Consider the following 20693-nt stretch of genomic DNA (forward strand, 5'->3'; position numbering starts at 1 on the left):
CATGGCCTCCGACAAACCCAAGATGAAGGTGATCGCCGAGAACCGGCGCGCCAAATTCGACTACTTCCTCGAGGATTACACCGAGGCGGGCATCGCCCTGCTCGGGACCGAGATCAAGGCTCTGCGCGACGGCCGGGCCAACATCGCCGAATCCTATGCGGCGGTGGAGGGCAGGGAGATCGTGCTCGTGAACGCCGACATCCCGCCCTACAAGCAGGCGAACCGGTTCAACCATGAGCCGCGCCGCCACCGGAAGCTGCTGCTGCATCGCAAACAGATCGACAGGTTCATCGGCGCCGTCCAGCGCGACGGCCAGACCATCATCCCGGTGCGGCTGTACCTGAATGAATCCGGCAAGGCCAAGCTCGAGATCGCGCTGGCCAAGGGCAAGAAGCTGCACGACAAACGCGAGGCCAGCGCCGAACGCGACTGGCAGCGCGACAAGGCGCGACTGATGAAGGAGCGGGGCTGAGGCGGGGTCGCCCCGCCCCCGGCCCAGCGAGTCCGAAGCGCGCCTGAAGGCGGCGTCAGCCCAGCGGAACGGCGTCGAGGATGCCCTGGCTAGGGGCGGCCGCGTAGGCGTCCGCGCCGCCCGGCCCCAGCGACGGCTTGAGAAGCGGCTGCAGGAACACACCCCCGGCCGCGATCGCGGCGGCGGCCAGCAGCGTGATGATTGCGGTTTTCCGTTCGCGGGGGGAGAAGACCCCGTTGCCCCTGATCATGACAGCCTCCAAAGCTGTCCTCTCAACGTGGTCGGCCGGGGCGCGTTCCGCGGATAGGGATCAGGGTTTTGCGGGGACCTGTCCCCGTGGCGCCCTGACCACACCCCGACCCGCGCCGTCAGTCCCGCAGCGGCGCGCCGCCCGAGTGACGGGGGCGGCCGATCTCGCCGAGCAGGTCGCCAAGATCGACGAAGGCGTCGGCCTGCCGGCGCAGTTCGTCGGCGATCTGGGGCGGCTGGCTCTTCACGGTCGAGACGACGGTGACCTTCACCCCCCTGGCCTGCACCGCCTGCACCAGACGCCGGAAATCCCCGTCGCCGGAGAACAGTACGGCGTGATCCAGCCGCGGCGCGAGCTCCAGCATGTCGACCGCGATCTCGATATCCATATTGCCCTTGGTGCGCGTGTGGCCCTGGGCGTCGGTGAAGCGCTTCACCGGCTTGGTGACCACGCTGAAGCCGTTGTAGTCGAGCCAGTCCACCAGCGGCTTGATCGGGGAGAACTCCTCGCCCTCGATCACAGCGGTGTAGTAGAGGGCGCGAACCAGATCGCCCCTTGCGCGATACATCTCGACCAGCTTGCGAAAATCGAGGTCAGTGTTCAGCGCCTTGGCGGCGGCGTAGAGATTGGCGCCGTCGATGAACAGGGCGGTGCGGTCAGCGGGATTGGGCGTCATGGAAAAGGGCTCCGAAAACATGGGTGTCCGGCTCCCCGTCGAAATAGATGGCGAGCCTGATCCGGACACCGCCGTGATCGTCGCGCTGGGCTGCAATGACAAGGGGGCCTGGGCCGATTGCCGGGAGGCGCTGGAAGCCGCTCTGGCCCGCTTCCGCACCGAAGGGATCGACATCGTCGCCCGGTCGTCGTGGTGGAGTTCGAAGGCCTGGCCGGACCCGGCGGACCCGCCGTTCCTGAACGGGGTGGTGATCGTGCGCACCGCCCACGACGCCCGCGCCCTGATGCGGGTGCTGGGACGGATCGAGGACGCCTTCGGACGGCAGAGGTCCACCGCCAACGCCCCCCGGACCCTTGATCTGGACCTGATCGCCTACGGCCGGCTGTCGGGAGACCTGGAGGGCCTGATCCTGCCGCACCCCCGCGCGCACCAACGCCTCTTTGTCATGGGGCCGCTGGCTGAAATCGCGCCGGACTGGATCGACCCGGTTTCCGGCCGGCGCGCCGCCGAACTGGCCCGGTTCGCCGAGATCGGTCGGGATGCGCATCCTCTGCAGTGAGGCATTATTCCAACAGGACCGGATCTTCGCGAGGCGATGTTCTCCAGGGCCTTTTCGCTACCGCCGCGCGAAGGCTAGACAGGGACAAGCGTCAGTATGACGCAGGGGGAAATCCATGATTCTGATCTGGTCCGGCTGGGGCATCCTGGTCCTGCTCTTCTTCATCGTCGGCTGCGTCGTCGGCATTCCGGTCGCGGGCCTGTTCCCGCAGGAAGGCGACATCGGACTGGCCGTGATCGTCATCATGGGCGGCCTCGGCTGCGGCCTGGGGTCCTTCCTTCTGGCCCGAAAGATCGAGAGCGGTGAATCCCGCGCCTTTATCGACGAGCAGACCGGCCAAAGAATCGTTGTGCGTCGCAACGCCGGCTCGCTGTTCTTCATCCCGACCCGCTACTGGGCCTATATCGGGCCGGTCGTCGGCATCGCCCTCGGCGTCCTGCTGATGATGTCGCCCTCGACGGAGCCGTCCGGCTCCGCAACGACGGTCGTGGACCCCGCGCCGGCGCCGGCGGTTTCGCCGACCGCCTGAGGCGAGGCGGCGCAAACGGGCGCACGCCCGGACAACGGCCCAAAATACGCCCATGTGGCGTTGCACAAAGTGGCCCACATCTATATTTTGCGCGGTTCTACCCCGCGTCCGAGGAAATTCATGGCCCGCGTCACTGTCGAAGATTGCATCGAGAAGGTGCCCAACCGTTTTGGTCTGGTGCTGCTGGCCGGTCACCGCGCCCGCAATATCGCCAACGGCGCCGCCCTGACGATCGACCGCGACAACGACAAGAACCCCGTCGTCGCCCTTCGCGAACTGGCGGACGACACCGTCCAGCCGGAAGACCTGAAGGAAAACATCATCACCACGCTGCAGCGCGTTGATGAACGGACCGAGGCGGAAGACGAAGCCGAGACCGTGGCGCTGCTGGCCGAGCCGCAGCACATGAACATGGCGGAAGCCGAGCTGATCCGCGCGCTGCAAAGCGACCGCGACGGCGGGCAGGAGGAGCGATACTGACGGCCGACCCCGCCAACGGTATCACCATCCTGCCGGCGCGGCAGTCCGCGCCGACACCCGAAGCTGCCAACCTGAACGATCCCGCCGACGCGTCGGCTCCGGTCAAGACTCCGGAGCCCGCGCGCAGCAAGGTGCTGCGTCAGTTCGAGCTGGTGGAGGCCGTCAGAGCCTATGACCCGACCGCGGATGAGAACCTTCTCAACCGCGCCTACGTCTATGCGATGAAGATGCACGGCTCGCAGCTGCGAGCCTCGGGCGATCCCTATTTCGCCCACCCGATCCAGGTCGCCGGCATCCTGACCGACTACCGGCTGGACACGGCCACCATCGTCACGGCCCTGCTGCATGACGTGGTGGAGGACACCTCCGCCACCCGGGACGACATCGCGCAGATGTTCGGCGAGGAGGTCGCCGTCCTGGTCGAGGGCGTCACCAAACTCTCCCGGCTGGAACTCCAGGCCGAACACACGCGGCAGGCCGAGAACCTGCGCAAATTCATCCTCGCCATCAGCCGGGATGTCCGCGTCCTGCTGGTGAAGCTGGCGGACCGTCTGCACAACATGCGGACGCTTCAATATGTGAAGCCCGAGAAACGCGAGCGGATCAGCCGCGAGACTCTGGAAGTCTATGCGCCGCTGGGGCGCTCCATCGGCATCCACTCCATCGCCTCCGAGCTGGAAGAGCTCGCGTTCGAGCACCTGAACCCGACCGCCCGCACGGCGATCGAGCGACGCCTTGAGGCCCTCAAGCTGGAGCACGGACGCGCCATCGACGGCGTGTCCCGGGAGGTCGAACGGGTCCTGGCCGAGGCCGGCGTCACCGCGCGCGTCCTGGGCCGTCAGAAGACGCCCTATTCGATCTGGCGCAAACTGCAGCGCAAGTCCGTGGGCTTCTCGTCCCTGTCCGACATCTACGGCTTCCGCGTCATCGTCGAGGCCGAGGACGACTGCTACCGGGCGCTGGGCGTGATTCACCGCGCCTGGCCGATGGTCCCCGAACGGTTCAAGGACTTCATCTCGACGCCGAAGTCGAACAACTACCGCTCCCTGCACACCACCATCGTAGGCCCCGGCGGCTTGCGCATCGAGATGCAGATCCGGACGGAGGCCATGAACCGGGTGGCCGAGGACGGGGTGGCCGCCCACTGGGCCTACAAGAACAAGTCCTACGGGTTCGACCGCGAAGCTATGGAGAAGGACGGCGGCCGCGACCCGCTTCAGAACCTCCGCCATCTGGTGCAGGTGATCGAGCACGGCGAGGGCGGCGAGGACTGGGTCGAGCACGCCAAGCTCGAAATGTACCTGGACCAGGTGTTCGTCTTCACGCCGAAGGGGGCCCTGATCACCCTGCCGCGCGGCGGCATGCCGCTGGACTTCGCCTACGCCGTCCACACCGAAGTCGGCGATTCCGCCGTCGGCGTGAAGGTGAACGGCGAGCTGAAGCCGATGCGCACCCAGTTGCAGAACGGCGACGTCGTCGAGATCATCCGCGGCGCCAAGCGGGAGATCCCGGCGGACTGGCGCTCGCTGACCGTCACCGGACGCGCCCGGTCGGCTATCCGTCGTCACATCCGCACCTCCGAGCGCGGCGAGTTCCAGAAGCTGGGGCGGGCGACGCTGGAACAAACCCTGGCCCGTGCGGGCAAGGCTCTGGACGAGGTTTCGCTGAAGCCTGCGCTGGAGACGCTGGCCGTCGCGTCGGAAGACGATCTCTTCGAAGCCATCGGCAGGGGACGGCTGTCGGCCGCCAAGGTCGGAGAGACCCTGTTCCCCGCGCTCAAGGGGCGTCTGAAGGCGGGGCCGGACCGCAAGCGGATCGCGGATGACCAGGCTCGCCTGTTCGTCCGCGGCGGCGGGCTGACCCCGGGGGTCAGCGTGCATTTCGGCCAGTGCTGCTCGCCGGTGCCGGGTGACCGCATCGTCGGGATCATGGAGCCCGACGTCGGCCTGACCGTCCACACCATCGATTGCCAGCGTCTGGCGGATTTCGCCGACGACGACTCGGTCTGGCAGGACCTGCAATGGACGCCGCAGGCGGAGCAGGGGGCGGTGGCCGCCGCCCGGCTGCACGCCACGATCAAGAACGCGCCCGGGGTTCTCGGCCAGGTCGCCACCCTGATCGGCGAGGCGGGCGGAAACATCCTGAACCTGGTCATGAGCCACCGGCAGCAGGACTTCTTCGACGTGGAGATCGATGTCGAGGTCGAGGACGCCCGCCACGCGACCATGATCATGGCCGCCCTGCGCGCCAATCCGTCCGTCGAGTCTGTGGAGCGCGCCCGCGGGTGAGTGAAGAACGTCCGTCCAACGCCGCCCAGCTGGCGTCTCCTTCCTACCGCATCGCCGCCCTCGATCAGGATTTCGTCCTGAGCGAAGCCATGCGCGGCGCCCGGTTCCTGATGGAATACGAAAAGGCCGAGCAGGCGCTGAAGGCCTGGGGCGTCCGGTCGACCATCGTGGTCTTCGGCAGCGCCCGCGTCGGGGAGGACGCCGGTCCGCACCATGCCCGCTGGTACGCGGAAGCGCGCAAATTCGGTCGAATCGCCTCCGAGCGGGGCGGCGCGATGCGCGGCGACGTCGGTCATCCGCGCGACAATGTCGTGGCCACCGGCGGCGGACCGGGCATCATGGGCGCGGCCAACCGGGGCGCCCACGACGTCGGCGCGCCCTCGATCGGCTTCAACATCACCCTGCCGCACGAGCAGGAGCCGAACCCCTGGTCGACGCCGGAGCTGACGTTCCGCTTCCACTACTTCGCCATGCGCAAGATGCATTTCGCCATGCGCGCCAACGCCCTGGTGGTCTTCCCGGGCGGCTTCGGCACCTTCGACGAACTGTTCGAAATCCTGACCCTCCGCCAGACCGGCAAGGAGCGCGCGATCCCGATCGTGCTGGTGGATGAAGCCTACTGGAAGGCCGTTGTCGGCTTTGACGCGCTCGTCGAGCACGGAATGGTCGCGCCCGCCGATCTGGAGCTGATCAGCTTCGCTGAGGACGCGGAGGGGGCCTGGGCCGAGCTTCTGGCCCGCGGCCTGAACCCCGGCGGTGAAAACAGCGCCGATCCGCATCAACCGGCCCTTCAAAGCGGGACGGCTAGAGAGTAGGGGAGGGTCATGACCTCCGAAGACGTTCTCAACGAATTCCGTGCCGCCGGCGCCCTGCGCGAAGGCCATTTCGTCCTCTCGTCCGGCCTGCACAGCCCGACCTTCCTGCAGAAGAACCTCGTCTTCATGGACGCGGAACGCTGCGCCCGCCTGTGCAAGGCGCTGGCGGAGAAGATCCTCGCGGCCGTCGGCCCGGTCGACGTCGCCATCTCGCCCGCCGTGGGCGGCATCATCCCCGGTTACGAAACCGCCCGCTGGCTCAAGGTCCCGTCGATGTACGTCGAGCGGGTGGACGGCGCGTTCAAGCTGCGTCGCGGCTTCCACGTCGAGCCGGGCCAGAAGGTCGTGATGGTCGAGGACATCGTCACCACGGGTCTGAGCTCGCGCGAATGCATCGCCGCCATCAACGCCGCCGGGGGCGAGGTCGTCGCCGCCGCCTGCATCGTGGACCGCTCCGGCGGACGGGCTGACGTGGGCGTGCCCCTGATCGCCCTGGCGACCCTGGACGTCCCCGCCTATCCGGCCGACGCCCTGCCGCCCGAACTGGCTGCGATCCCGGTCGAGGATCCGGGCAGCCGGCGCCTGTCGAAGGGCTGACGAATGGCTGATCCCGTCCGGCTGGGCGTCAATATTGATCACGTCGCCACGGTGCGGAACGCCCGCGGCGGCGCCCATCCCGATCCGGTCCGCGCGGCCCGCGAAGCCCTGGCGGCCGGGGCGGACGGCATCACCGCCCACCTCCGCGAGGATCGCCGGCACATTACCGACGCCGACATCGCCGCCCTGAGCCTGCTCTGCGCTGAGGCGGGAAAGCCGCTGAACCTTGAGATGGCGGTGACGGAGGAGATGCTGGCCATTGCCCTGCGTCACCAGCCGCACGCAGCCTGTCTGGTGCCGGAGCGGCGTGAGGAGGTCACGACCGAGGGCGGGCTCGCCGTCGCCGGCCACGACGCCCGCATCGGACCGGTCGTAAAGGCCCTCGCCGAGGCCGGTATCCGGGTCTCGCTCTTCATCGAGCCGTCGCTGGAGCAGGTCCAGGCCGCCGCCGAGGTCGGCGCCCAGGTCGTGGAGTTCCATACCGGACGCTATTGTCATCTGTCCGGCGACGCCCGGACAGCGGAGTTCGAACGCCTGCGGGACGCCGCCCGCCGCGCGGCCGACCTGGGACTGGAGGTCCACGCGGGTCACGGACTCGACTACGTCACCGCCGCCGACATGCTGGCGATTGCGGAGGTTCGCGAACTGAACATCGGCCATTTCCTGATCGGCGAGGCGGTTTTCGTCGGCCTGACCGCGGCGATCCACCGGATGCGCGCCGCCATGGATGCGGCCCGATGATCCTCGGAGTCGGCGCCGACCTGTCGGATATCCGGCGAATCCAGACCTCGCTGGATCGGTTCGGCGAGCGTTTCAAGACGCGGTGCTTCACCCCGCTCGAGCAGGCGCGTTCCGATCGCAAGCCGGACCCGGCCTGGAGCTATGCGAAGCGGTTCGCCGCCAAGGAGGCCTGCGCCAAGGCCCTGGGCACCGGGATGCGTGCGGACGTCTACTGGCGGGACATGGGGGTGGTGAATCTCCCCTCCGGACAGCCCACCCTGGCGCTGACCGGTCCGGCGGCGGATCGGCTGGCGCGTATGACGCCTCCGGGACATGATGTCCGCATACATCTCACTCTCAGCGACGAGCATCCCTACGCCCTCGCATTCGTGGTGATCGAAGCCTTGCCCGTGGCTTAATCACGTTATACCGCTTGGCCCGCTGAAAACCGCGCAAAGCGGCTGGGGGACAGGGTTCACATGAGCGACGAACACAAGCCGCACGACGATCACGCCGCCGACACGGCCCATGACGCCGGCCACGACGCCGACCATCATGAAGCCGCTGCGCCGGAAGCCGCCGCGGACAGCCACGCCCCCGAAGCGGACGCGCCCGCGGCCGAAGCCGGCCACGAGGACGCCGGTCACGATGCGTCGGTCGAGGTGGTCGCGGCCGTTGAAGATCACCACACGCCCTCGTCAGAGAGCCATGACACGCATGAGCACGTGGCGGCGGTTGACAGCCACGATGACGCCGAAGCGCACGCCGCGCCCGTCGCTGCAGAGGCCGTCGCCGACGAAGCCCCCCATACGTCTGCGGAAATCGCCGACACGCCGGAGCCGGCCGAAGCCCATCCTGAAGACGCGGCTGTCGAGACGCATGCCGCGCCGGCCGCCGTCGAGGCTGTGACCGACGAGGCGGCGCAGGCTCCGGCGCACGCCGAAACGTCGCATGAGACGCCGGCGGAAGCGCACGGCTCCGACGTCGCTGCTGCTGCAGCCGTCGCAGGCGTCACCGCTGCCGCCGCGAGCACGGAGCAGAAGCGTCCGATCTGGAGCGATGCCGGAGACGCACCGTTCGAGGACGTCGATTCCACGCCGGTCTACGCCCGCGGCAAGAAGGCCAAAAAGGAGAAGGACGCGCCCAAGGGCCTGCTCGGAGAGCTGTGGGAAATCGGCAAGACCATCGCGGTCGCGCTGCTGATCGCCATGGTCCTGCGGATCCTGCTGTTCCAGCCCTTCACCATCCCGTCGGCCTCGATGGAGCCGAACCTCTACCAGGGCGACTACATCGTCGTGTCGAAGTGGTCCTACGGCTATTCGAAACACTCGATCATCGGCAGCCCCTCGCTCTTCGACGGCCGGATCAGCCTGCCGGGCGTCAGCCGCGCGCCGGCGCGCGGCGACATCGTGGTGTTCAAGCTGCCGAGCGACAACAAGACCGACTACATCAAGCGCCTGATCGGCCTGCCCGGCGACCGGGTCCAGATGATCGACAACGTCCTGCACATCAACGGCCAGCCGGTCCGCGACGTGACCCTGACGGATCAGGACGTGACCAATATGTACGGACTGCCGGTGATCCAGCTGGAAGAGACCTTCCCTGACGGATCGAAGACCTTCCGCGTTCAGGATTTCGGTGCGGACAATGAGCTGGACAACACCCCGGTGTTCGAGATCCCGGCCGGCTATTACTTCATGATGGGCGACAACCGCGACAACTCGAGCGACAGCCGTGTGTCGCCGGCCCAGGGCGGGGTCGGACTGGTTCCAGCCGAGAACCTGATCGGCAAGGCCGAGATCATCCTGTTCTCGTGGAACGAGGGCGCCTCGTTCGGCAATCCGGTCAGCTGGTTCACCAAGGTCCGCCTGAGCCGCTGGTTCAAAGTCCTGCACTGATGGCGGACCGACGGGCCGAGGCTGTTCGTGCGCTTGCGCGCAACCTCGGCCATGACTTCCGGGCCCCGGACCTGCTTGAGCAGGCCCTGACCCACGCCAGCGTCGGCGAGGGCGCCGAGCGCGACGCGCGGGGCCGCCCCTTCCTCGACAACCAGCGTCTGGAGTTTCTCGGCGACCGGGTGCTGGGCCTCCTGGTCGCCGACCGGCTGGTGCGGGACTTCCCCGAAGCCGACGAAGGCGACATGTCGGCCCGGCTTCACGCGCTCGTCGACAAGGCCGCCTGCGCGCGGGTCGCCGAACGGCTGGGCGTCGGCCCGGCCATACGCCTGTCGCCCGGCGAGGCCAAACAGGGCGGCCGTCGACGTGAGGGCGTTCTGGGCGACGCCATGGAGGCCCTGCTGGCCGCCATCTGGCTGGATGGCGGCATCGAGGCGGCCCGCAAGGTCTTCGATCACGCCTGGCAGCCGGAGTTCGCAGCCAATCCGAAGAAGGCCCTGACCAACCCGAAATCGGCCCTGCAGGAGTGGGCGCTGAAGCAGGGCAGGGCGCTGCCGACCTACAATATCGTCCAGCGGACCGGCTCCGATCACGCGCCGACTTTCACCGTCGAGGCAAGCGTAGCCGGATATCCGCCCTTGACCGCACAGGGGCGATCACGTCAGGACGCGGAGAAAGCGGCCGCGACGGCCCTGCTCCAACGTGAAGGCGTGATTTGACCGACCCCCAGACCCAGCATGCCGGCTTCGCCGCCATTATCGGCGCTCCCAACGCGGGCAAGTCCACGCTGGTCAACCGCCTGACCGGGACCAAGGTCTCGATCGTCACCCAGAAGGTGCAGACGACCCGGTTCCCGGTGCGGGGCATCGCCCTCTACGGCGACGCCCAGATCGTGCTCGTCGACACCCCCGGCATCTTCAGCCCGCGCCGCCGTCTGGACCGCGCCATGGTGGCCTCGGCCTGGGGCGGAGCCGACGACGCCGACGTGGTGGTGCACCTGATCGACGCGGCCTCGCACATCGCCGCCGAGACCAGGGACGGCACGGCGGCGGACCGCCGCTCGGCCGAGGACACCCAGACCATCATCTCCGCCCTCAAGGAGGCCGGAAAACAGGTCATCCTGGCGCTGAACAAGATCGACGGCATGCGTCGCGACAGCCTGCTGGCCCTGTCAGCGGCCCTGTACGACACCGGCGTCTACAGCGAGGTCTTCATGATCTCGGCCCTGAGCGGTGATGGCGTCGACGATCTCGGCCGCCGTCTAGCCGAAGCCATGCCCGAGGGACCGTGGCTCTACCCGGAGGACCAATCGGCCGACGTGCCGATGCGCGTGCTGGCGGCTGAAATCACCCGCGAGAAGGTCTATCTGCGCGTTCACGAGGAGCTGCCATACTCGGCCGCGGTCGAAACGACGGCCTTCGAGGACCGCCCGGACGGCTCGGCCCGGATCGAGCAGACCATCTATGTCGAACGGGAAAGCCAGCGCCCGATCGTTCTGGGCAAGGGCGGCCAGACCCTGAAGTGGATCGGCCAGAAGGCGCGCGAGGAGCTGACCGAGCTCCTGGACCGTCAGGTGCACCTGTTCCTGACCGTCAAGGTCGATCCCAAATGGCAGGACAGCCGCGCCCTGTACGCCCAGTTCGGGCTGGATTACGACGTCTGAGAGTTCGCGTTCGGTGTTCAACGTCCCTCGTCGCGCCGGCAATCATCCCCGGCTGACCCTCGGCGTCCTGGCGCTGCTCTGCGTCGCCGTGATCGGTCTGGTCGGTTTCCACCTCACCCGGAAGCCGGCTGCCGCTACGACTGAACCGGACCCGCTGCCGCCGCGCCCGCCCATCGTGGCCGTCGAAGGCCTTCCCGACCTGAAGGCGCAACTGGACCGCTGGGGCGCCACGGGCCAATTCAGCGGCGGAGTTCTGGTGGCCAGGGGCGATCAGGTCCTGTTCCGTCAGGTCTACGGCTGGGCGAACCGGGCCGAGGATCGCCGGATGGCGCTCGACACCCGCTTCCGCCTGGCTTCGGTCAGCAAGCAGTTCACCGCCGCCGCAATCCTGCGCCTCCAGGACGAAGGACGTCTGTCGGTAAGCGACCCGGTCTGCCGGTATATCCAGCCCTGTCCGGCGGCCTGGGCGCCGATCCGGCTGAGCCACCTGCTGTCGCACACCTCAGGCATTCCGGACCTCATGGCCCGCCCCGGCTGGGGCGTGCGCCGCGTAACCCCGGCGACCCTTGAGCAATTGACAGAAGACTCAAAGCGGTACGGGCTTCAGTTCGCTCCGGGAACCAAGGTGCGGTACGACAACGCCGGCTTCAACCTGCTGGCCGCTGTGGTCGAAGAGATCACCGGACAGGATTTTCAGGACTACCTCCGGACGGCGTTCTTCACGCCCCTGGGCATGACGGAGACCGGCTACGATGACGGCGGCGTCGACATGGCCATGGGCTACGCCAACCTGGCCGGAGGCGTCACGCCGCAGCCTGACGCCAACGTCAGCATCGTCTACGGCGCCGGCGCCCTCTACTCGACGCTGGACGACCTGCTCATCTGGGAGCGCGCCCTGCACCACGGCCATGTGCTTTCGCCGGAAAGCTACCGGCAGATGATCGCCGACCATGCGCCGGAGGACACGCCCGATGAACGCGGCAAGCCGCGCCGGCTGTGGGGATATGGCCTCTACGAGAAGGAACTCGGCCGACAGGTACGGCCGGAATTCACGGACAACCAGATCTTCCATACCGGCAGCTGGTCCGGCTTCCGCAATCTGGTCACCTATCAGGCGGACGAGGACATCACGGTGATCGTCCTGTCGAACAACTACCACCAGCGCGAAGCGGTCTTCCTGCTGTCCCAACAGGGGATGGCACAGGCTCTGGGGCGGGCCTTTCCGACCACCGTCGCCCGCTAGGCCCGGTCCTCCTGAGCCCAGCGCGCCCGGCGCTCGAGTTCGGCGGGCCCGGGCTCCTGTTCGGCGAAGCTGCCGGTCTCGACCTCGCCCGCCAGTCGGTAGCGATTGACGACTACGCCGGTTGAGGACGGGACGCTCTGTTCCAGCACCCAGCTGCGCGGGCTGGCCGCGCTGTCGAACAACCGCTTTCCCCGGCCCAGCATGATGGGGAAGGTGAGGGTGGTCAGTTCATCAATCAGCCCCACTCCCAACAGGGCTTGCACCAGCTCGCTCGAGCCCTGGATCAACAGGTCCCGTCCCGCCGTCGCCTTCAACACGCGGACAGCCTCGATCAGGTCGCCTTCCAGCCTGTGACTGTGCGCCCAGGTCATGGGCGTGTCGGGGCCGGCCGCCACGTACTTCCTGACGGCGTTGAAGGTGCGGCCGATCTCATTGTCCATCGTCGGCCAGTAGGCGGCGAAGATCTCGTAGGTCCGACGGCCCAGCAGCAGGTCATAGTCCTGGCCCATGGCCTGGCTCATCAGCCCGCCCGAGGCCTCGTCGAAATGGGGCCAGACCCAGCCGCCGAAGGCGAAGCCGCCGGTCGTGTCTTCCTGCGGACCACCGGGGCCCTGCATGACGCCGTCGATGGAGACGAAGCTGGCCAGTCGAATCTTGCGCATTGCGCGCCTCCGGTCGGATGAGTTCAGGCAGGATGGGCGGGGCGGCGACCGGCCGCCCAACGGGCGCCTCAGCCTTGCGACGGCTTCCAGTCGGCGGCAGGCCGGGTGTTGACCATCCACGGCGTGCCGAACCTGTCGATCAGACCGCCGTAGCCGGGCGACCAGAAGGTTTCGCCGAACGGCATGGTGGCGGTGCCGCCCTCGACCAGCGCCTCGTACCAGCCGCGCGCCTGCTCGGGATCGTCGGTGTGCAGGGTGACGTCGAAGCCGTTCACCGGCTGGTGATAGCCCGGCGCAAACTCGGGAATACCGTCACAGCCCATCAGGGCCTGGTCGCCGATCTCAAGCCAGCAATGCATCAGCTGGTCCTTGTACTCCGGCCCCACCGGCATATCCGGCGGCCCGTCGCCATAGGGAAAGGCGGCGGTTACCCTGCCTCCCAGAACCCTGGCGTAGAACTCGAACGCCTCGCGGCAATTGCCCTTGAAGGTCAGGCTCGTCACGATCTTCATGGTCGTCTCTCCCTGTCGTTCCTGTCAGTTCCGGTTGGCCGCCAGCCAGGATTCCAGCCGGTCGGCGGTGCTGTTCCAGCCATGCTTGTGGCCGGTCAGGCTCTGTTCGGACTTCAGCCCCTCGTGGGTGAAGTCCATGCGGGTTCGCCCGTCTTCCGTCTCGGTCAGGACCAGGGTCACCAGCGTATCGACCGGCGGCCCGTCCTCATGGGACTCGTCCCATTTGAAGGTGAAGACCAGCCGCTCGGGCGGGACGATCTCGCGGTAGACCCCGCCCTGCCAGAGGTCCTGGCCGGTGTCGGGCGACCGCAGGCACGCCCGCCATTCGCCACCGACACGCAGGTCCTGTTTCACGCTGACCGCGGGCCATTCGACCGGCCCAAGCCACATCACCATCGCCTCGGGATTGGTCCAGGCCCGCCAGACCAGGGCGCGCGGCGCGTCGAAGACCCGCTGCATGTTCAGGGTCGGACGGCCGGCGAAGGCTTCGGTCAGGCTCATGGACGGGTTCCGTCGCGGATCAGTGGGTCTTCAGCAGGTCGGCCAGCTGGTCGGCGCAGGTTCCCCAGCCTTCGTGGAAGCCCATCGCTTCGTGCTGCTTCATGGTGGCGGCGTTCCAGTGCCGGGCGGTGGCGACGTATTCGGTCTTGCCGTCGGCGGTGGGGGTCAGTTCGACCGTCGCCACCATGAAGGGCTGGCCGGCCGGCTTCCAGTCCGGCGTCAGGGCGTCGGTCGTGATCCAGCGCTTGCCCGGCTCGACATGCAGGAAGATGCCGCTGTTGGGCATGGTCTCGCCTTCGGGGCCATGCATGATGAAGTTGAACACGCCGCCGGGGCGGGGGTCGATCTGGACGTCGGACAGGGTCCACGGACGCGGCACGAACCACTGCTGCAGGATTTCCGGCGTCATCCACGCCTTCCAGATCTGCTCGGGCGTCGCATCGATCACCCGGCGCAGGGTCAGGGCGTGCTCATGCGCCACGCCGTCGGTGTGACAGGGGTTGTCATCAGTGTTTTGAGCCATCGGAGGGATCTCCCATCTGGATTGTCTTCAGGTAGGCGTCGAGGCGGTCGAAGCTGGCGTCCCAGTACCGGCGGTAATGCTCCAGCCAGTCGGCGACGCTTTTCAGGGCCATGGGTTCAAGGCGGGCGGGGCGCCATTGCGCCGCCTTGCCCCGACTGATCAGCCCGGCCTTCTCCAGCACCTTGAGGTGTTTCGACACCGCCGGCAGGCTCATGTCGAACGGCTCGGCAAGCTGGTTCACACTGGCCTCTCCCTGCGTCAGTCGCGCCAGAATGGCGCGCCGGGTGGGATCGGCGAGGGCGGCGAACCGGGCGGAGAGGAGGTCGGTTTCCATCGGCGCTTCGTAAATAACCTTTCGGTTTAATACCGCCGGCCGACATCTTGGTCAACCGACCGGTTAAACAAGGCGCCGACGACGGCAGGCGACAAGTCCGGGGCACTGCGCAATCATGGGGACGCTCCGGGAGAAAGCCCAATGAAGATCCAGACCCTGACCCTGACCGTCGCCGCAGCGGGCCTGCTGGCCGGGCCCGCCTGCGGACAGGACGCCGAAGCCGAGATCGGTCGGGTTCTGGACCAGTTGAACGTCGCCTCGACGGCCGCCGACACCGAGGCCTACTTCGGTCTCTTCACGCCGGACGCCCGCTTCATCGGTACGGACGCGACCGAGCGCTGGTCGCTGCCGGAGTTCCGCGCCTACGCCGAGCCCTATTTCCGGCAGGGACGGGGCTGGACCTATACCCCGCGCGATCGGGTGATCAGCCTGGCCCCGATCGACTGTCGCTGCATCGCCTGGTTCGATGAGGTGCTGGACAACGCCAGCTACGGCGTCACCCGCGGATCGGGCGTGCTGCGCAAAACCGGAGACGGCTGGAAAATCGAACAGTACGTCCTCAGCTTCACCATCCCGAACGACAGGGCCAGGGCCGTGGTCGAGGCGGTCAGGGCGGACTAGGCCAGTATCGCCCGCAGGACCATGCCCGCCACGCTGGACACGAGCGCAATGACGATCAGGGCGCCCAGGCAGGCGCTGCTCATGGAACGGTCCAGCCGCCGGATCGCGGCGCTGTAAAGGACGATCCAGGCCACGACTGCGACCGCCACACCCCCGCACAGCCGGCCCAGCGTCCCGGCGTCCGCCTCAACGGTCGAGCGGCTGGGGATGTCCGGCGCCAGGTTCCTCAAGACGCAGAAAACGGCGACAAGAACCATGGCCGTGATGAGCCAGGGCGCAAGGGCGCGCGGGCCGTCCCCGCGCTTCCGTTCTGACGATTTCCGATCCTGCATGCCGTCCCGTGCTCCTGCCTGCCCGCGCCGCGAAGACGACGGACTACCGCCGCGCCTGCGGACTGGCCTGACGATTCAGTTCGGCGGAAATCTCCTGCACCCGACGGGCCCGGGCGTTGAAGTCGTTCATGTCCGACAGGTTGGTGAACGCGATCTGGCCGTACTCCATCACCCAGCGACGCCGCTCGAGCACATCGAGCTGCCCGTCCATCTCGTCGAAGATCATGTCGTTCAACTCCAGGCTGACCTCGGCCGCCTTCTGTTCATTGGCGACGCCGGCCTCGAACGCCCGCAAGGCCTGCTCGCGGCGGGCCTGCGAGATCGGCAGCTCCCGGATCTCGGCGCGCGCCTGGGCCATGAGCTGCTCATCTTCCGCCTTCGCCCCCGCCATCAGTTCACGGAGGGCCTGGACCTTGCCGCGGGCGCGGGCCAGACCGCCACGCTCCGACAGGGCCCGGGGTTCGAAGAAGTCCCTCTGGACGATCGCGGCATGCGCATCCCAGATCCGGTCATCCACGGCGTTCCGCCGCGTCTCCGCCCGCTGACGGATATCGTCCATGGCCTTCTGTTCGGCCATCATCCCTGCGCCGACCACCCGGAAGCCGGACGCGGGCACGGCGCCGACCAAAGCGACGCCGGCCATTACGGCCAGCAGCACCACCCCGCCCGACGTGTGGCGGCGCCCCAGAACGAAATACAGAAAGGCCCAGACCAGACACGCGCCCACCAGGCCGCCCGCCAGCCCGGCGCCGATCCCCAGCGCCAGATCCACCGGCATGTTCGCCGTACCGGTCACCCGGGTGAAGGACTGGCTGAGCGAAAAGACGAAGGCCCACAGGAAGACCGCGATCCCGCCGAACACCGGTCCGGCGAACCCCTTCGGCTTGCGGCCCTTGCGGCGCGAGTTCGATGTCGGAAAATCAGTCACAAACGCCCCCCGGCGAACCCTGTACGGCGGAAGCCTAGCCTATGGGGAGAGCAGCGGACAAGGCGCGGAGCGATCTGAAAAATTCGACGCCTGTTCCCCGGACGTTCCGCACGCTAGAACAGGCGTCATGGACTTCACCGAAGACGCCTTCGTCCTCTCCGCCCGCGCTCACGGCGACACCGGCGCGGTGGTCGATCTCCTGACCGAAGGACAGGGACGGCGCGCGGCCTATGTGGCGGGCGGGGCGTCGCGGAAGATAAAGCCCTTCCTGCAACCGGGCTCCCGCGTGGTGGCCGAGGTGCGGGCCAGGACCTCGGACCAACTCGGCTCGGCGCGGCTGGAGCCGGTGGGAGAGGGCCCCAGCGCCCTGTTCGACGATCCGCTGGCCCTGACCGGCCTGGCCGCCGCCGCCGCGGTGGCCCAGGGCGCCCTGCCGGAGCGCGAGCCGCACCCGGGCGCCTTCCTGGCCTTCGAGGCGCTGATGGCGGCCTTCGCCGTGCCTGAGGTCTGGCCCGCCATCTTCGTCCGCTTCGAGGCGGGCCTGCTGGAGGACCTCGGCTTCGGCCTGGACCTCAGCCGCTGCGCCGCGACCGGGACCATGGACGATCTGGTCTGGGTCAGCCCCCGCACCGGCCGCGCCGTCAGCCGCGAGGCGGGCGCCCCCTATGCCGACAAGCTGCTGAAGCTGCCGCCGTTCATGCTCGGCGCCCAGGCGGGGCTGGGCGAAGGGGATGTCGGCGCCGGCCTCGACCTCACCGGCCACTTCCTCGAGCAGTTCGTCTTCCACCCCCTGGACCGCCCCCTGCCGCCCGCCCGGGTCTGGATGATCGACAGGCTGCGCGAGGCGGGGCGGCTGTGATCGTTGTCGTAATCCTTTTGAGCAGCTTCGCCATCAGCGGCTTTCTCGCCCTATTCCCGTCGACCCGCGTGTTGGCGGTCTATCTTGCGAGCATCGCTGCCTGCGGCGCCGGTCTCGCCTGCACCGTCGCGGCGGTCGCCCTTTTCGTTGGATGGGTCACCTATCCCTACTCCGGGGAAGGCGGAGACGGCCTCGGCCTGGCCATGGGGTTCTGGGGCATCGGCGGACTGGGGCTCGGCGGCCTGGTCGGGATCGGAGCCGGGATCGCGCTCGCCCACAGGCTGACGCGTGGTCGCGACCTGTTCTGAGCAGACTCCGCTAGACTTCACGCTCCAGACCGCCGATTCGGACCTCATGAGCATTCATACGCCTCCGCCCGAGGGCGGCCGCATTGTCGAAGAGCCGATGGGCGACGCCCTGTCGCGCCGCTATCTCGCCTATGCCCTGTCGACCATCACCAACCGGGCCCTTCCGGACGTGCGCGACGGCTTCAAGCCCGTGCACCGCCGCATCATGTACGCCATGCACCAGATGCGGCTGAACCCGCAGGCGGCGGCGCGGAAATGCGCCAAGGTCGTCGGCGAGGTCATGGGCGGCTACCATCCGCACGGCGACGCATCGATCTATGACGCCCTGGTGCGCCTGGCCCAGGACTTCTCCCAGCGCTACCCCCTGGTCGACGGCCAGGGCAATTTCGGCAACATCGACGGCGATAGCGCCGCGGCCATGCGCTATACCGAGTGCAAGCTGACGCCCGCGGCCGTCCTGCTCATGGACGGCATCGACCAGAATGCGGTCGACTTCCGCCCCACCTATGACGATCAGGACGAGGAACCGGTCGTCCTGCCCGCGGGCTTCCCCAACCTGCTGGCCAACGGCTCGTCGGGCATCGCCGTCGGCATGGCCACCTCGATCCCCCCGCATAATGTCGGCGAGCTGATCGACGCCTGCCATCTCCTGCTCGAGAACCCGGAGGCCTCGACTGAGGAGCTGGTCGCGCGCGTGCCCGGCCCGGACTTCCCGACCGGCGGCGTCTCGGTGGAGGGGCAGGCCGCGATCCTCGACGCCTATGAGACCGGTCGGGGCGGGGTGCGCCTGCGCGCCCGCTGGGAGACCGAGGACCTCGGCCGCGGCGTCTGGCGGATCGTGATCACCGAAATCCCCTATCAGGTCCAGAAGTCGAGACTGATCGAGGCGCTGGCGGACCTCATCGAGAACAAGAAGGCCCCGCTGCTGGGCGATGTCCGCGATGAATCCGCCGAGGACATCCGCCTGATCCTCGAGCCGAAGTCCCGGACCGTAGAACCTGAAGTTCTTATGGAAAGCCTGTTCAAGCTTTCCGATCTGGAGGTCCGCTTCCCGATCAATATGAACGTGCTCGACGCCACCGGCACGCCGCGCGTCATGGGGCTGAAGGCTTGCCTGCAAGCCTTCCTGGACCACCGCCGGGAGGTGCTGATCCGCCGCGCCCAATGGCGGATCGAGCGCGTCGAGAAGCGCCTGCACCTGTTGGAAGGCCTGCGGATCGTCTTCCTCAATCTCGACGAGGTCATCCGCATCGTCCGGGAGGAAGAACAGCCCAAGGCCGTTCTGATCGCCCGCTTCGGCCTGTCCGAGATGCAGGCCGACTACATTCTCGACACCCGTCTGCGTCAGCTGGCGCGGATCGAGGAAATGGCGATTGAGAATGAATTCAAGGAATTGTCGGACGAACTTGCCAGCCTGCAGTCGCTTTCCTCTTCACCGGCGAAGCAGTGGAAGCAGGTCGGCAAGGACCTTGAGGCCGTCCGCAAGGCCCTGATCTCGCCGCGCCGAACCACCATGGCCGACGCCGTGGACGCGTCCGCCTTCGCGCCCGTCGAGGCGTTCATTCCGCGCGAGGCGATCACCGTCATCCTGTCGGAACGGGGCTGGATCCGCGCCGCCAAGGGCAAGGTCGAGGATCCGTCGGAACTGAAGTTCAAGGAAGGCGACAGCCTGGCCTTCCTCGTCCCGGCCTTCACGACGGACAAGCTGCTGGTGGCCGCCTCCGACGGCCGCATCTTCACCGTCGGCGCCGACAAACTGGCCTCGGGCCGCGGCCATGGCGAACCGCTGCGCCTGATGATCGAGCTGGACGAGAAGGCCGAGATCATCAACCTGCTGGCCCACCAGCCCGGCGGGAAGCTGCTGATCGCGTCGAAGGCCGGCTACGGCTTCGTGGCGCCCGAGGATGACCTGCTGGCCCAGAAGCGCGGCGGCAAGCAGGTGCTGAACGGCGACCTGTTGGCGGCCCTGCGGGTCCCGCAAACCCCCGCCGGCGACCACGTCGCCACGATCGGCGACAACATCAAGGCGCTGATCTTCCCCCTGAACGAATTGCCCGAGATGGGGCGCGGCAAGGGGGTGAAGCTGCAGAATTTCAAACAGGGCGGGCTGGTGGACGTCGCGGTCTTCAACGCGGAGCAGGGCCCCGAATGGGCCGATGGCGGCGGTCGTCGGCGCAACTGGCCGGACTGGAAGGATTGGCTGGGCAAGCGCGCCCAGGCCGGGCGCCAAGGGCCCCGCGGAATGCGCAAATTCCGCTAGCGACAATGGTGACGCCGATTTCATTACCGGTCGGCGTCACAACCCGCGATAATGTCACCCGAGGGTCCGGATCGCGGCCCGACTGGAGAGTTTCATGCTGACCTGGATCATCATCGGCGTCATCGTCGTCGTCCTGCTGTTCGTCGTCGTCGGCGGCTACAACCGTCTGGTCGCGCTGGATCAGCGCGCGGATCAGTCGTTCGCGGACATCGATGTCCAACTGAAGCAGCGCCAGGACCTGATTCCCAATCTGGTCGAGACGGTGAAGGGCTACGCCACCCACGAGCGCGGCACGCTGGATGCCGTCACCCAGGCCCGCGCCGCCGCCGCCGGCGCGACCTCGGTCAATGACAAGGTCGCCGCCGAGAACATGCTGACCGGCGCCCTTGGCCGCCTGTTCGCGGTGTCCGAGGCCTATCCGGACCTCAAGGCCAACACCAATTTCCAGCAGCTCTCGGCTGAATTGTCGGACATCGAGAACAAGCTGGCCGCCGCGCGTCGCTTCTTCAACAACGCCGTCGGCGAGTTCAACGCCGTGCGCCGCCAATTCCCGACTGTCCTGTTCGCCGGCCTGTTCGGCTTCGGGTCCGACAAGCCCTTCTTCGATGTCGGCGAGAGCGAACGCGCGGCCCTGAACGCCGCCCCGCCGCAGGTGAAGTTCTAACC

27 protein-coding genes are annotated in these 20693 nt (G+C 67.7%); 18 read left to right on the forward strand and 9 right to left on the reverse strand.

Annotated elements, in window-relative coordinates; translation table 11 throughout:
• The first annotated feature begins 1 nt into the window (after nt 1).
• Nucleotides 2-472, forward strand: a complete 471-nt coding sequence (gene smpB / locus ACLQ7T_RS05535) for an SsrA-binding protein SmpB (RefSeq protein ID WP_420478514.1) — start codon at nt 2-4, stop codon at nt 470-472.
• Between the two features lie 55 nt (nt 473-527).
• Here the strand turns inward: smpB and ACLQ7T_RS05540 are convergent, their stop codons facing one another.
• Together ACLQ7T_RS05540 and ACLQ7T_RS05545 are read right to left on the reverse strand one after the other, a co-directional pair.
• Nucleotides 528-722: a hypothetical protein gene (locus ACLQ7T_RS05540; protein WP_420478515.1), complete on the reverse strand. Its 195-nt coding sequence runs from the start codon at nt 720-722 to the stop codon at nt 528-530.
• 118 nt (nt 723-840) lie between these two features.
• The gene (locus ACLQ7T_RS05545; RefSeq protein ID WP_420478516.1) at nt 841-1398 is read right to left on the reverse strand and encodes a LabA-like NYN domain-containing protein; all 558 of its coding nucleotides are present in this window, start codon (nt 1396-1398) and stop codon (nt 841-843) included.
• On the opposite strand from ACLQ7T_RS05545, the gene folK reads away from it, so the two are divergent.
• The 12 genes from folK to ACLQ7T_RS05605 all read left to right on the forward strand — a co-directional run bounded on the left by folK (nt 1397) and on the right by ACLQ7T_RS05605 (nt 12187).
• Nucleotides 1397-1957 carry a 2-amino-4-hydroxy-6-hydroxymethyldihydropteridine diphosphokinase gene (gene folK / locus ACLQ7T_RS05550; protein ID WP_420478517.1) on the forward strand — a complete coding sequence of 187 codons (561 nt, stop codon included), beginning with the start codon at nt 1397-1399 and terminating at the stop codon, nt 1955-1957. The two genes, ACLQ7T_RS05545 and folK, sit on opposite strands and share 2 nt — an antisense overlap.
• Nucleotides 1958-2072: 115 nt before the next feature.
• Entirely contained in the window at nt 2073-2486 is a 414-nt protein-coding gene (locus ACLQ7T_RS05555) for a hypothetical protein (protein ID WP_420478518.1), read from the forward strand.
• Between the two features lie 120 nt (nt 2487-2606).
• Nucleotides 2607-2966, forward strand: coding sequence for a DNA-directed RNA polymerase subunit omega (gene rpoZ, locus ACLQ7T_RS05560; protein WP_420469650.1), 360 nt, complete (start codon nt 2607-2609; stop codon nt 2964-2966).
• A 221-nt stretch (nt 2967-3187) separates the two neighbouring features.
• On the forward strand, nt 3188-5254 hold the full coding sequence (locus ACLQ7T_RS05565) for a RelA/SpoT family protein (RefSeq protein ID WP_420478574.1): 2067 nt from the start codon (nt 3188-3190) through the stop codon (nt 5252-5254).
• Entirely contained in the window at nt 5251-6069 is an 819-nt protein-coding gene (locus tag ACLQ7T_RS05570) for an LOG family protein (protein WP_420478519.1), read from the forward strand. The genes ACLQ7T_RS05565 and ACLQ7T_RS05570 overlap by 4 nt, the downstream gene beginning before the upstream one ends.
• 9 nt (nt 6070-6078) lie before the next feature.
• Entirely contained in the window at nt 6079-6666 is a 588-nt protein-coding gene (pyrE, locus tag ACLQ7T_RS05575) for an orotate phosphoribosyltransferase (protein ID WP_420478520.1), read from the forward strand.
• 3 nt (nt 6667-6669) lie between these two features.
• The gene (locus ACLQ7T_RS05580) at nt 6670-7407 is read left to right on the forward strand and encodes a pyridoxine 5'-phosphate synthase (protein WP_420478521.1); all 738 of its coding nucleotides are present in this window, start codon (nt 6670-6672) and stop codon (nt 7405-7407) included.
• Complete coding sequence (gene acpS / locus ACLQ7T_RS05585; RefSeq protein WP_420469646.1) at nt 7404-7805, forward strand: holo-ACP synthase; 402 nt, start codon at nt 7404-7406, stop codon at nt 7803-7805. Before ACLQ7T_RS05580 ends, acpS begins: the two co-directional genes overlap by 4 nt.
• Before the next feature lie 60 nt (nt 7806-7865).
• Nucleotides 7866-9284, forward strand: a complete 1419-nt coding sequence (gene lepB / locus ACLQ7T_RS05590; protein ID WP_420478522.1) for a signal peptidase I — start codon at nt 7866-7868, stop codon at nt 9282-9284.
• On the forward strand, nt 9284-10000 hold the full coding sequence (rnc, locus tag ACLQ7T_RS05595) for a ribonuclease III (RefSeq protein WP_420478523.1): 717 nt from the start codon (nt 9284-9286) through the stop codon (nt 9998-10000). The genes lepB and rnc overlap by 1 nt, the downstream gene beginning before the upstream one ends.
• Nucleotides 9997-10944 carry a GTPase Era gene (gene era / locus ACLQ7T_RS05600; RefSeq protein ID WP_420478524.1) on the forward strand — a complete coding sequence of 316 codons (948 nt, stop codon included), beginning with the start codon at nt 9997-9999 and terminating at the stop codon, nt 10942-10944. Before rnc ends, era begins: the two co-directional genes overlap by 4 nt.
• A 13-nt stretch (nt 10945-10957) precedes the next feature.
• The gene (locus tag ACLQ7T_RS05605) at nt 10958-12187 is read left to right on the forward strand and encodes a serine hydrolase domain-containing protein (protein WP_420478525.1); all 1230 of its coding nucleotides are present in this window, start codon (nt 10958-10960) and stop codon (nt 12185-12187) included.
• Here the strand turns inward: ACLQ7T_RS05605 and ACLQ7T_RS05610 are convergent.
• The 5 genes from ACLQ7T_RS05610 to ACLQ7T_RS05630 form a co-directional block, all read right to left on the reverse strand.
• Entirely contained in the window at nt 12184-12849 is a 666-nt protein-coding gene (locus ACLQ7T_RS05610) for a dihydrofolate reductase family protein (RefSeq protein ID WP_420478526.1), read from the reverse strand. The two genes, ACLQ7T_RS05605 and ACLQ7T_RS05610, sit on opposite strands and share 4 nt — an antisense overlap.
• A gap of 68 nt (nt 12850-12917) precedes the next feature.
• Nucleotides 12918-13361 (reverse strand): VOC family protein, encoded by a 444-nt coding sequence (locus ACLQ7T_RS05615; RefSeq protein WP_420478527.1) that lies wholly within the window; start codon nt 13359-13361, stop codon nt 12918-12920.
• 24 nt (nt 13362-13385) lie between these two features.
• Complete coding sequence (locus tag ACLQ7T_RS05620) at nt 13386-13862, reverse strand: SRPBCC family protein (RefSeq protein WP_420478528.1); 477 nt, start codon at nt 13860-13862, stop codon at nt 13386-13388.
• A 19-nt stretch (nt 13863-13881) separates the two neighbouring features.
• On the reverse strand, nt 13882-14385 hold the full coding sequence (locus ACLQ7T_RS05625; protein ID WP_420478529.1) for an SRPBCC family protein: 504 nt from the start codon (nt 14383-14385) through the stop codon (nt 13882-13884).
• On the reverse strand, nt 14369-14719 hold the full coding sequence (locus ACLQ7T_RS05630; protein WP_420478530.1) for an ArsR/SmtB family transcription factor: 351 nt from the start codon (nt 14717-14719) through the stop codon (nt 14369-14371). Before ACLQ7T_RS05630 ends, ACLQ7T_RS05625 begins: the two co-directional genes overlap by 17 nt.
• 141 nt (nt 14720-14860) lie before the next feature.
• Between ACLQ7T_RS05630 and ACLQ7T_RS05635 the strand changes: the two genes are divergently transcribed.
• Nucleotides 14861-15340, forward strand: a complete 480-nt coding sequence (locus ACLQ7T_RS05635; protein WP_420478531.1) for a nuclear transport factor 2 family protein — start codon at nt 14861-14863, stop codon at nt 15338-15340.
• Here ACLQ7T_RS05635 and ACLQ7T_RS05640 read toward each other — a convergent pair.
• Nucleotides 15337-15672 (reverse strand): hypothetical protein, encoded by a 336-nt coding sequence (locus ACLQ7T_RS05640; RefSeq protein WP_420478532.1) that lies wholly within the window; start codon nt 15670-15672, stop codon nt 15337-15339. The two genes, ACLQ7T_RS05635 and ACLQ7T_RS05640, sit on opposite strands and share 4 nt — an antisense overlap.
• A gap of 43 nt (nt 15673-15715) precedes the next feature.
• The gene (locus ACLQ7T_RS05645; RefSeq protein WP_420478533.1) at nt 15716-16600 is read right to left on the reverse strand and encodes a hypothetical protein; all 885 of its coding nucleotides are present in this window, start codon (nt 16598-16600) and stop codon (nt 15716-15718) included.
• Between the two features lie 127 nt (nt 16601-16727).
• Here ACLQ7T_RS05645 and recO point away from each other — a divergent pair, with 127 nt between their 5' ends.
• From recO to ACLQ7T_RS05665, 4 genes are all read left to right on the forward strand, one after another.
• On the forward strand, nt 16728-17459 hold the full coding sequence (gene recO / locus ACLQ7T_RS05650) for a DNA repair protein RecO (RefSeq protein WP_420478534.1): 732 nt from the start codon (nt 16728-16730) through the stop codon (nt 17457-17459).
• Entirely contained in the window at nt 17456-17767 is a 312-nt protein-coding gene (locus ACLQ7T_RS05655; protein ID WP_420478535.1) for a hypothetical protein, read from the forward strand. The genes recO and ACLQ7T_RS05655 overlap by 4 nt, the downstream gene beginning before the upstream one ends.
• A gap of 46 nt (nt 17768-17813) precedes the next feature.
• Complete coding sequence (gene parC, locus ACLQ7T_RS05660) at nt 17814-20027, forward strand: DNA topoisomerase IV subunit A (RefSeq protein ID WP_420478536.1); 2214 nt, start codon at nt 17814-17816, stop codon at nt 20025-20027.
• 94 nt (nt 20028-20121) lie between these two features.
• Nucleotides 20122-20691, forward strand: a complete 570-nt coding sequence (locus ACLQ7T_RS05665) for a LemA family protein (protein WP_420478537.1) — start codon at nt 20122-20124, stop codon at nt 20689-20691.
• Nucleotides 20692-20693: the final 2 nt, after the last annotated feature.

This window comes from Brevundimonas sediminis (genome assembly GCF_048799765.1).
Taxonomy (GTDB): domain Bacteria; phylum Pseudomonadota; class Alphaproteobacteria; order Caulobacterales; family Caulobacteraceae; genus Brevundimonas.

Bases quoted from the DNA above. Each gene is read 5' to 3' on its own strand.
- smpB (WP_420478514.1), top strand. From the start codon at position 2: ATGGCCTCCGACAAACCCAAGATGAAGGTGATCGCCGAGAACCGGCGC.
- ACLQ7T_RS05540 (WP_420478515.1), bottom strand. From the start codon at position 722: ATGATCAGGGGCAACGGGGTCTTCTCCCCCCGCGAACGGAAAACCGCA.
- folK (WP_420478517.1), top strand. From the start codon at position 1,397: ATGGAAAAGGGCTCCGAAAACATGGGTGTCCGGCTCCCCGTCGAAATA.
- ACLQ7T_RS05545 (WP_420478516.1), bottom strand. From the start codon at position 1,398: ATGACGCCCAATCCCGCTGACCGCACCGCCCTGTTCATCGACGGCGCC.
- ACLQ7T_RS05555 (WP_420478518.1), top strand. From the start codon at position 2,073: ATGATTCTGATCTGGTCCGGCTGGGGCATCCTGGTCCTGCTCTTCTTC.
- rpoZ (WP_420469650.1), top strand. From the start codon at position 2,607: ATGGCCCGCGTCACTGTCGAAGATTGCATCGAGAAGGTGCCCAACCGT.
- ACLQ7T_RS05565 (WP_420478574.1), top strand. From the start codon at position 3,188: ATGAAGATGCACGGCTCGCAGCTGCGAGCCTCGGGCGATCCCTATTTC.
- pyrE (WP_420478520.1), top strand. From the start codon at position 6,079: ATGACCTCCGAAGACGTTCTCAACGAATTCCGTGCCGCCGGCGCCCTG.
- ACLQ7T_RS05580 (WP_420478521.1), top strand. From the start codon at position 6,670: ATGGCTGATCCCGTCCGGCTGGGCGTCAATATTGATCACGTCGCCACG.
- acpS (WP_420469646.1), top strand. From the start codon at position 7,404: ATGATCCTCGGAGTCGGCGCCGACCTGTCGGATATCCGGCGAATCCAG.
- lepB (WP_420478522.1), top strand. From the start codon at position 7,866: ATGAGCGACGAACACAAGCCGCACGACGATCACGCCGCCGACACGGCC.
- rnc (WP_420478523.1), top strand. From the start codon at position 9,284: ATGGCGGACCGACGGGCCGAGGCTGTTCGTGCGCTTGCGCGCAACCTC.
- ACLQ7T_RS05610 (WP_420478526.1), bottom strand. From the start codon at position 12,849: ATGCGCAAGATTCGACTGGCCAGCTTCGTCTCCATCGACGGCGTCATG.
- ACLQ7T_RS05615 (WP_420478527.1), bottom strand. From the start codon at position 13,361: ATGAAGATCGTGACGAGCCTGACCTTCAAGGGCAATTGCCGCGAGGCG.
- ACLQ7T_RS05620 (WP_420478528.1), bottom strand. From the start codon at position 13,862: ATGAGCCTGACCGAAGCCTTCGCCGGCCGTCCGACCCTGAACATGCAG.
- ACLQ7T_RS05625 (WP_420478529.1), bottom strand. From the start codon at position 14,385: ATGGCTCAAAACACTGATGACAACCCCTGTCACACCGACGGCGTGGCG.
- ACLQ7T_RS05630 (WP_420478530.1), bottom strand. From the start codon at position 14,719: ATGGAAACCGACCTCCTCTCCGCCCGGTTCGCCGCCCTCGCCGATCCC.
- ACLQ7T_RS05635 (WP_420478531.1), top strand. From the start codon at position 14,861: ATGAAGATCCAGACCCTGACCCTGACCGTCGCCGCAGCGGGCCTGCTG.
- ACLQ7T_RS05640 (WP_420478532.1), bottom strand. From the start codon at position 15,672: ATGCAGGATCGGAAATCGTCAGAACGGAAGCGCGGGGACGGCCCGCGC.
- recO (WP_420478534.1), top strand. From the start codon at position 16,728: ATGGACTTCACCGAAGACGCCTTCGTCCTCTCCGCCCGCGCTCACGGC.
- parC (WP_420478536.1), top strand. From the start codon at position 17,814: ATGAGCATTCATACGCCTCCGCCCGAGGGCGGCCGCATTGTCGAAGAG.
- ACLQ7T_RS05665 (WP_420478537.1), top strand. From the start codon at position 20,122: ATGCTGACCTGGATCATCATCGGCGTCATCGTCGTCGTCCTGCTGTTC.